Raw genomic sequence first — 13325 nt, forward strand, 5'->3', positions numbered from 1 at the left:
TATATTTAGCATTTATTACAGAATAAAAAAATAAAAAATTGATTTATAGGTATTTAAGTCTATCTTTGGTGCAAATTAAAATACAATATAATGCAACAAGGAACAGTAAAATTTTTTAATGAAACTAAAGGTTTCGGATTTATCACTCCATCTAATGGCGATGCCGAAATTTTTGTTCATGCTTCAGGCTTAATCGATAACATTCGCGAGAATGATACCGTAAACTACGATGTAGAAGAAGGTAGAAAAGGCCTAAACGCGGTAAATGTTAAAGTAGCTTAAGAAAACTCAAACACATAAATCGTAAAAAGTCCCGATGCAAATCGGGACTTTTTTTGTAGAATCAGCTTTTGGATAGTCGACTCTCACATTATCTGCCCGCCAAATTTTTGCTGATTTCACTATCAACAAAATCTAAAGAAAGATCATTGTTGCTCAATACAGTACCATTTTTATCAACCAAAAAGAAATAGGTTACATTGTAATTGCTCAGATTCTTTGCATTAGGTGATTTTGCTCCCTGAAGATCTGAATATTGTGGCCAGGTAAAGTGATCATCCTTGATTACATTTATCCACCAGTCTCTTTTCTTATCGAACGATACCCCGATAAATTCTACATCTTTATTTTTATACTTCTCGTAGAGCTTAACCAGTTCCTGGTTGTTTTTTCTGCTTTTCCCACTATAAGAAGTCCAGCATATAACCAGATTTACCTTTTTAAGTACGCTTAGTTCAAACTTTTTACCATCTGGGTTTTCTCCTTCAATATTAGGCATTTTACTTCCCGCCATCATCTGGCTAGCTTGTTTAATCGCTTCTAAGAGGCTTTTACCCCTTTTGCTTTCCTGAATTTCTTTATCTAAACTGTTAAAAATAGATAAATAGGTTTTGGCATCCGAATCTGTCCTGCCGAGTTGTTCCAATAAAAAGAGGGTGTGCATAGAACTTGGATACTTTTTGGCAAAGGCCTTTATAACATCCAATTGAAGCAAGATTTTTTTTTCCCTCCAACGGTCTGCTTTTTTTGCCCTTTCCATAATATTGTCTCGTGTGGCCTGGTCTAATTCCAACTCAACAATATCCAAACTATCGAGCAGGTTTTTACTTATATCATCTTTTAACCTGTAGTAGTTTATAAATTGCTCACCTTCTTTAGTTGGAACGCTTTTTAAAGGGTATGAATTGATATTTTTTCCATCAAGAATACCTTTGAAGTTTCCTTTGTCGAGGTAGAGATAGTATTCTCCTTTGTGGCCGCCATCTTCGGTTTTTAAAATGCCATAACCTTTTACGGGGATGTTGATTTTGAAGGTCTGGTTGGTGTTGGTAATGTTTTCAACTTTCAATGTTTCTCCGTTTTCAGCACTTTGAATGATCATTACTGCATTTGGGCCAAAGTTTTTGGTTTCGAAATTAAATGTTGCAGGTACAGGGTCGCAGGCAGAGAATAAGCTAGCTAATAAAATAAGTAAATAGAGCTGTTTTTTCATATTAACAATTTGATATCGCAATATAACGAAAAACTTAGTTGATCTGAGGTTTATTATTCATCTATTTTACAATTAAGAAATTAAGGTAGTAAGAAAATAATTTGTTATTTTAGTTTAAAGTAAGTTCTAAATATTAACTTATTTTAATCATCCCTAATTCTGCATGCATGAAAAATAATGTGGAATACATGTTTCATTTAAATTAATTAGGGAATGACTAAAAGAGAGGTTACACAGTTATCCTACGAGATAACAGGATTAGCAATTAAAGTTCATAAAATCTTAGGCCCGGGTTTATTAGAGAGTATATATGAGCGTTGCTTAAAATATGAGTTGGAAAAAAACGGATATACGGTTTCTCAACAATTTGTACTGTCTGTGATGTATGATGATTTAGAAATGGATTTGGATTTACCGCCGGATCTATTTGTTAATAAATGTGTTGTAATAGAAATAAAAGCGATATCAAATATTCTACCTGTTCATCAGGCGCAACTCCAAACCTATAGGAAACTTCTCAATGCTCCGCAAGGATTATTGATTAATTTTTTTACAGATAACATTACCAAAAGTATAGTGCCGATAGTTAACGAATATTTCAAAATTTTACCGGATGAGTAAAAGTTGCAAGGACCATTGAGCATAAATCTTAATGGCCTCAAACTTCTTAATGGTAAAATGATTTCTTTAGTCAATCAGTACTCTCGAAACCCTAAATGACCCACAATATTTCAATTATTTCCAATAATGCTTTAGAATGTTTCTAAATAAAAGTTTTATCGTTGTTTTGTCATATTCGTTTATAAATTAAACTCATAATTAGATACTTTTGCAAGAAATTTAGATATAAATCCTAATCAAATGAGTGGTTTCGGAAATGCATTTTCTTCATCAATAGGGAAGAAATTCATCATGGGTATTACAGGTTTGTTCCTGATACTTTTTTTAATTGTACACTGCGGTATTAATGCTTTAATATTTATTAACGACGGTGGTTTAACATTTAACGTAGGCGCACATTTTATGGCCACTAACTGGATTATCCGGGCAGGCGAAGTTGTGCTGTTTATTGGTTTGCTTGTACACATTTTTCAGGCGTTACGTTTAACGTTGGAAAATCAGAAAGCACGTCCGGTTAAATATGCCGTAAACGATGGTAAGGCAAATAGTAAATGGTATAGCCGTTCTATGGGCTTGCTAGGTACGCTTTTGCTGATCTTCCTGGTTGTTCACCTGAAAGATTTTTGGGTAGTTTCCCGTTTTACAGGAATCCCAACGGTTGATGCCAACGGACATGAAGACCTTTATGCGGTAATGAAAGAAAAATTTCAGGATCCGGTAAGGGTTGCCGTATATATTTTGGCTATGTTTTCTTTATGCTATCACTTATTGCATGGTTTTGCTTCAGCATTCCAAACATTAGGATGGAACCACTCCAAATATAACGGTATAATTAAAGGAGCTGGCGTTTGGTATTCGATTATTATTTCGATCCTTTTCGCAGCCATGCCGATTGCAGTTTATTTCGGTCTTATTCAATAATTTTTAGCACAAAAGATATGTCAGATATTAATTCAAATATTCCAGAAGGCGAATTAACCAGTAAATGGACAAAATATAAGTCTTCTGTGCCTTTGGTTAACCCATCGAACAAAAGAACTATTGAAGTAATCATTGTAGGTTCGGGTTTAGCAGGTGCTTCGGCAGCGGCTACTTTGGCTGAGATGGGTTATAAAGTAAAATGTTTTTGTTTTCAGGATTCGCCACGTAGAGCACACTCAATTGCTGCTCAGGGTGGTATCAATGCAGCAAAAAACTATCAGAATGATGGTGATAGTGTTTATCGCCTTTTCTACGATACAATTAAAGGTGGCGATTATCGTGCCCGCGAAGCTAACGTACACCGTTTAGCAGAGGTAAGCGCCAATATTATAGATCAATGTGTAGCACAAGGTGTGCCTTTGGCACGTGAGTACGGTGGCTTGTTAGATAACCGTTCTTTTGGTGGTACACAAGTACAACGTACTTTCTATGCTGCAGGTCAAACTGGGCAACAGTTATTACTAGGTGCCTATTCTGCCTTAGAACGCCAGATTGGTATGGGTAAAGTAGAAATGTATACCCGCCACGAAATGCTTGAGGTGGTTAAAATCGATGGCAAAGCGCGTGGTATTATTGCCCGTAACTTAATTACAGGAGAGATTGAGCGTCATTTCGGTCATGCGGTAGTACTAGGAACGGGTGGTTATGGTAACGTATTCTATCTTTCTACCAATGCGATGGGAAGTAACGTTACAGCGGCTTGGAAAGCGCACAAACAAGGTGCTTATTTTGCAAACCCTTGTTATACACAAATTCACCCAACCTGTATCCCGGTTTCTGGCGATCACCAATCTAAATTAACCCTAATGTCTGAGTCGTTGCGTAACGATGGACGTATTTGGGTGCCTAAAAAGAAAGATGATAACCGTAAAGCTTCAGAAATTCCTGAAGATGAAAGAGATTATTATTTAGAGCGCCGTTACCCTGCTTTTGGTAACCTGGTACCACGTGATGTGGCTTCTCGTGCTGCGAAAGAGCGTTGCGATGCAGGTTATGGCGTAGGTGCTTCTAAATTGGCAGTATATCTTGACTTTAAAGCAAATACAGAGCGTTACGGAAAAATCGAAGCTGCTAAAGCTGGTAACCACAACCCTGATAAAGAAACCTGCATGCGTTTAGGTACCGCGGTAATTAAGGAAAAATATGGCAACCTGTTCGATATGTATGCGCAGATTACTGGTGAGAATCCTTACGAAACGCCAATGCGTATCTATCCTGCAGTTCACTATACCATGGGTGGTTTATGGGTTGATTATAACTTGATGACATCTGTACCTGGTTTATATTGTACTGGTGAGGCTAACTTCTCAGATCACGGTGCAAACCGTTTAGGAGCTTCGGCCCTGATGCAAGGTTTGGCTGATGGTTATTTTGTTCTTCCATACACCATTGGTGCTTATTTATCTAAAGAAATTTCGGTAAAAGCAATTCCAACCGATCACCCTGCATTTGTTGAGGCTGAAGAAAGAGCAGTTGGCATTTTAAATACACTGATCAATATCAAAGGAACCAAATCGGTAGATCATTTCCACAAACGTTTAGGCCACATTATGTGGGAGAAATGTGGTATGGCCCGTAACGCTAAAGGTTTAAACGAAGCCATTGAAGAAATCAGGGCATTACGTGCTGAGTTCTGGAGCGATGTACGTGTACCCGGAACGGCTGATGAATTAAATACCGAACTGGAAAAAGCCGGCCGTGTTGCCGATTTTATCGAATTGGGTGAATTGATGTGTATTGATGCTTTAAACCGTAACGAAAGTTGTGGTGGCCACTTCCGTGAAGAGTATCAGACAGAAGAAGGTGAAGCACTACGTGATGATGAGAACTATGCTTACGTAGCCGCTTGGGAATTTAAGGAAGGTGTAAACTTCGAACTTCACAAAGAAGAACTGAAGTTTGAAAATATTAAAGTAGCACAAAGAAGTTATAAATAGTGACGCGTGTAGCGTTCAGCGTAAAGCGGTTATTCGCCAAACGCCAAACGCAACCCGCCAACCTAAAACCTCAATATCATGAGTACAGGAAATATGAACTTAACGCTAAAAGTTTGGCGTCAAAAAAATAACAATGCCAAAGGTGCTTTGGTAGATTATAAATTGGCCGATATTTCACCGGATATGTCTTTCTTAGAGATGTTCGATGTATTAAACGAACAATTAATTAACAAAGGTGAAGAGCCAGTTGTATTCGACCACGATTGCCGTGAAGGAATTTGCGGAATGTGCTCGATGTTTATCAACGGTCGTCCACATGGACCAAAAGATTTGGTTACTACCTGCCAGTTGCATATGCGTTCTTTCAAAGATGGCGATACCATTGTGGTTGAGCCTTGGAGAGCTGCAGCCTTCCCGGTGGTAAAAGATTTAACGGTAGATCGTTCTGCATTTGACAGGGTTATTGCTGCTGGTGGTTTTATTTCGGTAAACACAGGTAATGCCCAGGATGCTAATAACCTACCAATTCCTAAAATGCAGGCCGATGCGGCTTTTGAGGCAGCTGCTTGTATTGGCTGCGGTGCTTGTGTGGCTACCTGTAAAAATGCTTCAGCGATGTTGTTTGTGTCTGCTAAGATCTCTCAATTGGCATTATTGCCACAAGGCCAGCCAGAGCGTTACCGCAGGGTACAGAGCATGGTAGCGCAAATGGATGCTGAAGGTTTTGGTAACTGTACCAACACTGGTGCTTGCGAAGCCGAATGTCCTAAAGGAATCTCTTTAGAAAACATCGCTCGTATGAACCGTGATTTTGCATCTGCAAAATTTATTTCAGAAGAAACCGTTTAAAAATATACTGTGTACCTAGTTTAACCGCTGGGTTCTTGAGCCTCCACATTGTGGGGGCTTTTTAGTTTTAAACAGAGCCCACTAATTGCAAAAGGGGGTAAGGAATGAAGTAACATCTGTTGAAAGTATGTTCTTGGTCTAAAAGTTAATAGATTGAAAATAATATATTAAACGCTAATGATTTGTTAGCAAGCTGGTGATTAAAACTGATACACATTTAACATTTATCAGCTGTTATGAAAACAAATGAAACTTGAGATTTTAAAACCGAAACCTTGCACAACAAAGTCGACTCGAAATAAAAGTTTGCGAAAGTTGCAATAATCTTATGTTTGCATATTAAAATTTTACATATTTAGAAATTTTATTCTGTAATATTTGCATATACATTAAAGTTTTTATAAATTTAGTCCTCCGAGACAGGAGAGAAAACATAAAACCCCGGCAATTTTTGCTGGGGTTTTGTGTTTGGAGAGGATTAATATAATCTGTTATTATTTCAAGTCGAAGTTAATGGCAATGTTATATTTTACCCTTACAGGCACTCCATCTTGTAATGCGGGGTTCCACCTCGGCGACTTGTTTAGTACCCTAAGCGCTTCTTTATCCGTTTCAGGTGTTAGGTTTCTGATGATCTGAATATCAGTTAAAGCACCATTTTTTTCAACTATAAAACTGGCGAATACTTTTCCTTTGGTATTACTCTTCTTTGCGGCTTCTGGGTATTTAATTTCATGGCTTAAGTATCTGTAGAAATTTGAAATACCCCCTGGAAATGCAGGTTGTTTTTTAACAGACACGAAGTCGTAAACTTTATCAGCGTTATGCTGTGCTTTAGCAGAATTATAACACATGGCGATGCCCGTTAGGGCTAAAAAGATTAGCTTTCTCATTGTTTTTATTTAAAAGATTTAATTGTTTAGTTTTTCTTTGATGTTGCTTTTTTGGTTGTGATGACCACTACGCCATTTTTACCTTTATCGCCATGTAGCGTTGTTGCAGATGAATTTTTGAGTATTGCTATGGATTCAATTGATGATGGGTCCAAAGTATCGATATCTGACATTTCCTTTCCGTCTACAACATATAGTGGCTTTGCTTTAGGGTCAATATCCCTAAATAATAAATCTCGTTTTTTAACTAACACCTGGCCATTTGGCATTGGCTGTACATTAAACCCTGATATTCTTCCATTTAACATGAGGTCAACAGGTTTGATCTTAAACAGATTGCCCACCTGATTTTTTTTGGTTTTAACTTCTATTACCCCTGCAAAACCATCAGTTCCATATTGGGCCGTTGCTAAACTATCTTTTAAGATACTTACAGATTCGATGTTATTGGGATCAATCTCGTTTAGTGACGAGGTACCTCTGATATATTGTTTGTTCCCATCAATTATAATTAAGGGTTCATTACCTAATGTTGATATTCCTCTGAGCGTAATTTTAGGCGTTTTGGTACTATCTGCTTTTTGGGCAAAACCGGCTATACTAAAGCCCATCAACATGCTAAATATGATTACGTTTTTCATATTGATTTTAGTTAGAATTTCCTTTTAAGGTCGAAAAAATTGCTTGTTTTATCTATTAAAAGCTCTTTTGAGTCAAGTGGCCGGAGCGCGCTGCTTTTTGCACCCTTGCTGGTAACTAAAATAACGCCACCCTTGGCTTTTGGCCCATATAGATTCATTGCTGTTTGATCTTTTAACACTTCTACCGATTCGATATTGTTTGGGTTTATCGCATTCAATTGACTGTTGTCTGATAATTTAACACCATCTAAAATAATTAGCGCGTCAAGATTTGTACCCCCCTTTAATCTAATCCGGTCGTTGGGAATGTTACTTGTTTTAGTTTCTTTTGTGGGATCGCTGAGGGTGAAATTAACGTTGATATTATATTTTACCCTTACAGCTAAGCCATTCTGGATGCCTGGGTTCCATTTTGGCGATTCTTTTAAAACCCTGATGGCCTCTTCATCTGTACCGCTTCCTAAACCCCGTGCAATCTGGATATCTGTTAATGATCCATCTTTTTCAACTACAAAGCTGAGGAAAACCTTACCCTGAACATTATTCTCTTGTGCTAACTTAGGATACTTAATGTTACTACCAATATATTTATAAAACTTGGTTATACCACCTGGGAATTCGGGCTGTTTCTCGATCGAAACGAAATCATATACTTTATCTGTATTTTCAGATTTAATGGAACTGGTTTCCGTTTCAGAGGTTTTAGGGAGATAAGATATGATATTAATCTTGTTCAGGTTCACATACCCATCAGATTTAGGTAATAATTTATTCTTAAACGCTTCCGAAGATTCTGGAATTTTAAAGCTTACCGTTAAAGCATATTTGCCATCAGCTACAGTTTTAAATCCTTTATAGGATAAAATTGCTTTCATCACTTCTTCATCACAACCTGCTCCTAGTTCTACATTCGAGGTAATATTGGTAACTCTGCCGCCTTTTAGATTAAATTTTATCTGCGTATTGCCTTGCACCTCATCGCTACTGGCTGCGTTTGGGTATTTAATATTTCTCAATAAAAACTGATAAAATCCCTTCCAGTTTGCATCTGTTTTGCCATCAACCGAAATTGTAGGTGTTATAATCGGCTTTTCAGGAGCAGTAACCATGTTTTCAACCATCTCGATGGGCTTCTCCATAGGGATTTGATCGGTAATGGATAACAATTTCTCATTTTTACGAACAGTAGCCGACGAAAACACAATCAGAATGGCAAATAGCGGAATAAAAATTCCATACTTCACAATAGCGATCTTTTTAGACCGCTCTTTGTGAAGCATGAAAATTCTTTTTTTGATCAATGATTTTTCTAAGAAGCCATTTGTTAAGGTATTTGGTGAAATACCAAACGACTTACTTAGTAATAGCATGGCATATTCGGCTTTATCACCCTGAAATTCGGCGGCAAGTTCATCAGCTAAAAACTCGTGGATATTTTTAATGGCTTTTTTATAAAGATAAATAACCGGGTTTAACCAGGTAATAATCCCTATAATTTCGAAGAATAAAATATCTACTGTATGCCATTGTTTGATGTGTGCTTCTTCATGAATATCAATCACATCCATTTGCGGTAATTGCTGATCAATTACTTTTTTGCCAAAAAAGGAGAAAGCCGAGCCAGCCCTATTTATAGTGATGAGTTTTTTAACTGCCAATAAGTTAAACACCAATCTACCTAAGAAGAACAAAATACCTGCACAATAGATATAAACGAATGCGTTTCCCCAGTTAAAACCAGTGTTACGCTCTGTTACAATTGTTGCTTGTGCTAATACGGCTTCCCAATTAACTGAAGTATAAACCTGTTGTGCTGCTTTCTGTTCTGTTAGCCATTCTAAACGGATAAATGGTATGCACAGAGACAAAACGCCCGCAGATACCAAATAAATGCGGTTTAAAGTGAAGTAGGTCTCCTTATCTAACAGTAATTTGTAAAAGCCAAAAAAAACAATTAAGTATAAGTTCACCTGTAATAGATAGTGGGCAAAACTCATTTTGGCTTATGTTTAATTTTATTAATCATTTTTAAAATTTCATCAACATCGCTTAAATCCAGTTTTTCCTCTTTAACGAAAAAAGAGAACATACTCTCTACCGAATTTTCGAAGTAATTGCCTAACAGTTTTTCTGTTGCATGGCGTTTATATTCTTCTCTGCTGATTAAAGGATGGTATTGGTGGGCCTTACCGAAGGCTTCGTGACCAATAAAACCTTTGGTTTCTAAAATTCTAATAATGGTTGATACAGTATTATAAGCAGGTTTAGGGAAGGGTAGCTCATCAATAACTTCTTTGACGAATGCTTTTTCCAATTGCCATAAAACCTGCATAATCTGTTCTTCGGCCTTGGTTAAATCTTTAATTTCCATAATAGTTAATAATAATAAGGATGACGGCAAAATACTTTGCCTTAACTAAAGTTAAAACTAATTGATTAGTTATCCAAATTTTATTTAATAATTATTTGAAAAATTAATAAGTAAAAAAAATGACCTACTTTAGGATTTTTCCTTGCGAAAAAGCAATTGAAATTTTTGTGTATTGTATTGTATGTCAGATGTTTGGTAAGCGTTCGGTTAGATGGTAATCAGGTTGTTTTTGATGCCATAAACCACCAATCCTGTGCGCGATTTAATATTCAGTTTAGCAAAAAGAGATTCCCGATAGTTGTCTACGGTGCGTGGACTAACATTCATGAGGTCTGCAATTTCCTTATAAGTAAGCTCAGTACTGCAATATTGTAAAAATGTGAGCTCTCTTGCAGAGAATATCGGCTTTTGATCACTGTCTTTCAGTGCCACTAAAAGCCTGCCAGACACCAATTCGTTTACATAAAAACCCTTATTTACAATTACTTTAATTGCCGTTAGCAGATCTGATGGGGTAGATTCTTTAAGCATGTACCCTCCCGCGCCAGCCTTAAGCATTCCAATAATTGCTTTTTCATCTTCGAGCATACTTAAGGCAAGCACATGTACATTCGGATGATTTATTTTAATCCATTTAGTTGCTGCAAAACCGTCCATTACTGGCATATTAATATCCATTAATATCAGTTGAACCTGCTGGTTGTTGTTCATTTTGGCTTGGAGATCTAATCCGTTTACCGCCTCAAACGTGATATTTATTTCATCAAATTCTTCCAATAGGCTTGCCAATCCAGAACGGAAAAGCGTGTGATCATCAACAATAGCGATAGAAATACTTTGGTCTTGCATACAATTAAGGGTATGGCACTTCTATTGAAATGGAAGTGCCTTCGCCTGAAGCCGAATTTAATGTTAATTTTCCATTGATCATCTCAATTCTTTTAAAAATAGAATTTAGGCCCATTCCCGTTTTTTTTAATTTAATTTCTTCAGGATTAAAACCAACCCCATTTTCTACAACCCTTAAGTGTAAAACATTGTCTGTCAGGTATGAATCGAGTTGGATATGGGTTGCCTGGGCATGTTTTATAATATTATTGATGATTTCTTGCAACAACCGGAGAATGATCAAATCCTTGTTCGGCGAAGCAATTTGCAGATCAATGAGCAGGTTGTTGATTTTTAATTCGTAAGTACCGGCCTTATTAAGCCAGTTAATTTCCTGATCTATTGCATGGCCAATACCATTTTCTACCAGCTGCTCTCCATGTAATAGCTTGGCCAGCTCCCTTAATTCTTTAATGGATTTGTTAACAAGTGCTAATGAATTATCGATTTTCTTCTTGGCTTTTCCTTCATCATTTAAATTAATAGAGTTTAGTGTTAGTGTAGTAAGACTAAGCAACTGGCCAACGTTATCATGTAATTCTGTAGCTATGCTTTGCATGGTTTGATCTTGTACTTCTACGCGTGTTTGAAGCATTTCGGATTCAAATTTTTGCTGCATATTCTGCTTTTCCAATACATGGTTCTTTTTATGCCGGTTGTAGGATCTGATGTAGAGTAATAGGAATATTGGCATCAAAAGGAAAACAAATGATGCCAATAATATGAGTGACATTACTTCCGTTGACGAGCTCTGCATATAAATGAATAGACCCAAAGGCCGTATAGAAAAAAGTTAAGTGTTGTATAAATAATACTCCTAGTATTGTATTTTCCTAAAAATTTTTGCTGTATAATTTCATCAAAGAAATTAGCGAGTGTGCTGCCAAAATAAAATATCAAGGCGCCGCCAACCCACCAAAATGCCGGATGAAATTTTAAATCGATATAATTTTCGTCTTTAAGTAATAAATAAAAATACAATAAGCCATAAATAACAAAAATTACCGACATTATGCTTATGGTAAAAGCATTGTACACGTTTATTCCATATATGGAGGTGAATGTGATGTAAATTAATAGTATTATTCCATAGATTGCAATTATCCATTTTTTGATATCAGCATACTGTTTTATAAAAGTATGGAATCCGTAGGTAACGTACGATATTTCAAATAAAGTATAAATGTTATATACAAATAAATTTGTGCGATAAGTTACAGCACAATACCTTCCAACAACTTCTGTTACCATTACTACCACAAGGTACCATATGCTTATCCGCCAAAATGAGGCCTTATCTTTAGATAAAAAGTATATAGCAAAACCAAGGCAAAGCAACTCAGCATACGAGCTGGTTGTTGGTAGGATATATTTTAGAATCTTGAGTATGTCAAGTGGAGCATCAATTTTTCCCGTCATCAGATTGATGTTATAACATCAGTATACTGTCATCATCGCATTGTTGCGGGCACAATGCAGATCTATTTTCAGGATCAGTTGGTTGCTCCACATCTCCATTGCAGGCTACATCTTTATCAATAAAATAATCAGTACGGGGTTTACCATCAATTAATTTAGTAACCACGAGAAGTACAGTATTCATGTCAGTATAAGTTAAAGGGATTTTGTCGCCATATTCCAATTTGTTGATCTGATCAATGATTTCGCTGGTGTACCTTCCGAAATAAATTCTGATCCCGTCACCACCAAGGTCGATTATTTTTTTTGTTAAAGATGATATCTGTGCCGCAGGAAACCAGGCCGCTTCAGTATATGTACCTCTTTCTGTGTCCTGGCTCTTGCGAAAGGCCTGCGTCATCTGTTGTGCAATGCTTACCGGGATGGTGTTGTTTTTACCATCCTTCGTTAATAGAATTTGTGTCATAAAATTTGTTGGTTTTAACCCAAATATAAATAATAAGTAATAAGCTAATGAAAGATGAAAAGTAAATTCTACAACATCTCAAAAATTTGTTTAATAGTACCGTAAAAATACCCTTCTATTTAGGGCGTTTTACGCTAACGCTGAATTGCCGCCTACCACTACTTTTGGTATACAATAGCAACTGAATAATTTGTCATTGTAAAAGAAGAATGTTGTCTCCCCTATGAAAACACATATTTTAGACCTATTTTAAAATAAGTCTGTTTTTTTAGTAGCGTTTAATTATTAGAAATATTAACCATTTAATTCTTTCAAAAATGATAAATAATATCCTGCTGAGGGAAAACCATAGTTCGATTAGCGAAAGGGAAGTCGAAATTGTACACCTTTTATCAATGGGCTACAACAGTAAAGAAATTGGCGAAATGCTTTTTATCAGCGAGCATACGGTTAATACGCACCGAAGAAATATGGTAAGAAAGCTCGATCTTAAAAATTCTTATCAATTAATTGTTTGGGCTTTTAAAGAAAGAATATTATCCCTATAAGGGTTAAAAATACGTATAACCTCTCATTCTATACAATAAAGCCTGCTATTTGATACTAAAGTCAAATCAGCAGGCTTTTGTTTATGGGTATGTTTAATTTGGTGTAAATTTTATTATCAAGTGCGGATCAAGCGGAAAAGTTGGGGGGATGTTTTAAGCATATATTTTCGACAATCTGAATAAGAAGAATTTAATATCCCTTACACCTCTTGAGGTTGC

15 protein-coding genes are annotated in these 13325 nt (G+C 36.4%); 6 read left to right on the forward strand and 9 right to left on the reverse strand.

Translation table 11 applies throughout. The features are described 5' to 3' along the window. Positions 1–90 precede the first annotated feature (90 nt). Positions 91–282, forward strand: coding sequence for a cold-shock protein (locus HDC90_RS06515; RefSeq protein ID WP_010599638.1), 192 nt, complete (start codon positions 91–93; stop codon positions 280–282). 88 nt (positions 283–370) lie between these two features. Here HDC90_RS06515 and HDC90_RS06520 read toward each other — a convergent pair whose 3' ends face one another. After that, a complete protein-coding gene (locus HDC90_RS06520) occupies positions 371–1492 on the reverse strand; it encodes a peroxiredoxin (protein ID WP_184465054.1) in 1122 nt (373 codons plus the stop codon). Positions 1493–1705: 213 nt separating this feature from the next. Between HDC90_RS06520 and HDC90_RS06525 the strand changes: the two genes are divergently transcribed. The 4 genes from HDC90_RS06525 to HDC90_RS06540 all read left to right on the forward strand — a co-directional run bounded on the left by HDC90_RS06525 (position 1706) and on the right by HDC90_RS06540 (position 5880). Next, positions 1706–2113, forward strand: a complete 408-nt coding sequence (locus HDC90_RS06525; protein WP_184465056.1) for a GxxExxY protein — start codon at positions 1706–1708, stop codon at positions 2111–2113. A gap of 240 nt (positions 2114–2353) precedes the next feature. After that, positions 2354–3034 (forward strand): succinate dehydrogenase cytochrome b subunit, encoded by a 681-nt coding sequence (locus tag HDC90_RS06530; protein WP_184465058.1) that lies wholly within the window; start codon positions 2354–2356, stop codon positions 3032–3034. 17 nt (positions 3035–3051) lie between these two features. Next, positions 3052–5031 (forward strand): fumarate reductase/succinate dehydrogenase flavoprotein subunit, encoded by a 1980-nt coding sequence (locus HDC90_RS06535; protein WP_184465060.1) that lies wholly within the window; start codon positions 3052–3054, stop codon positions 5029–5031. A 78-nt stretch (positions 5032–5109) separates the two neighbouring features. Next, positions 5110–5880: a succinate dehydrogenase/fumarate reductase iron-sulfur subunit gene (locus HDC90_RS06540; RefSeq protein WP_029278232.1), complete on the forward strand. Its 771-nt coding sequence runs from the start codon at positions 5110–5112 to the stop codon at positions 5878–5880. Between the two features lie 494 nt (positions 5881–6374). Here HDC90_RS06540 and HDC90_RS06545 read toward each other — a convergent pair whose 3' ends face one another. The 8 genes from HDC90_RS06545 to HDC90_RS06580 all read right to left on the reverse strand — a co-directional run bounded on the left by HDC90_RS06545 (position 6375) and on the right by HDC90_RS06580 (position 12558). Beyond that, positions 6375–6773 (reverse strand): energy transducer TonB, encoded by a 399-nt coding sequence (locus HDC90_RS06545; protein WP_184465062.1) that lies wholly within the window; start codon positions 6771–6773, stop codon positions 6375–6377. A gap of 26 nt (positions 6774–6799) precedes the next feature. Beyond that, a complete protein-coding gene (locus HDC90_RS06550) occupies positions 6800–7414 on the reverse strand; it encodes a TonB-dependent receptor plug domain-containing protein (protein WP_184465064.1) in 615 nt (204 codons plus the stop codon). Positions 7415–7425: 11 nt separating this feature from the next. After that, on the reverse strand, positions 7426–9411 hold the full coding sequence (locus HDC90_RS06555) for a M56 family metallopeptidase (protein ID WP_184465066.1): 1986 nt from the start codon (positions 9409–9411) through the stop codon (positions 7426–7428). Beyond that, positions 9408–9785: a BlaI/MecI/CopY family transcriptional regulator gene (locus tag HDC90_RS06560; RefSeq protein ID WP_184465068.1), complete on the reverse strand. Its 378-nt coding sequence runs from the start codon at positions 9783–9785 to the stop codon at positions 9408–9410. The genes HDC90_RS06555 and HDC90_RS06560 overlap by 4 nt, the downstream gene beginning before the upstream one ends. A gap of 207 nt (positions 9786–9992) precedes the next feature. Next, positions 9993–10634 (reverse strand): response regulator transcription factor, encoded by a 642-nt coding sequence (locus tag HDC90_RS06565; RefSeq protein WP_184465070.1) that lies wholly within the window; start codon positions 10632–10634, stop codon positions 9993–9995. Between the two features lie 4 nt (positions 10635–10638). Beyond that, the gene (locus HDC90_RS06570; RefSeq protein ID WP_184465071.1) at positions 10639–11268 is read right to left on the reverse strand and encodes a sensor histidine kinase; all 630 of its coding nucleotides are present in this window, start codon (positions 11266–11268) and stop codon (positions 10639–10641) included. Between the two features lie 137 nt (positions 11269–11405). Then, positions 11406–12092, reverse strand: a complete 687-nt coding sequence (locus tag HDC90_RS06575) for a hypothetical protein (RefSeq protein WP_184465073.1) — start codon at positions 12090–12092, stop codon at positions 11406–11408. 10 nt (positions 12093–12102) lie between these two features. Beyond that, positions 12103–12558: a hypothetical protein gene (locus HDC90_RS06580; RefSeq protein WP_184465075.1), complete on the reverse strand. Its 456-nt coding sequence runs from the start codon at positions 12556–12558 to the stop codon at positions 12103–12105. A 317-nt stretch (positions 12559–12875) separates the two neighbouring features. Between HDC90_RS06580 and HDC90_RS06585 the strand changes: the two genes are divergently transcribed. Beyond that, the gene (locus HDC90_RS06585) at positions 12876–13106 is read left to right on the forward strand and encodes a response regulator transcription factor (protein WP_057931491.1); all 231 of its coding nucleotides are present in this window, start codon (positions 12876–12878) and stop codon (positions 13104–13106) included. Positions 13107–13325 lie beyond the last annotated feature (219 nt).

Source organism: Pedobacter sp. AK013, from assembly GCF_014205835.1.
Taxonomy (GTDB): Bacteria; Bacteroidota; Bacteroidia; order Sphingobacteriales; family Sphingobacteriaceae; genus Pedobacter.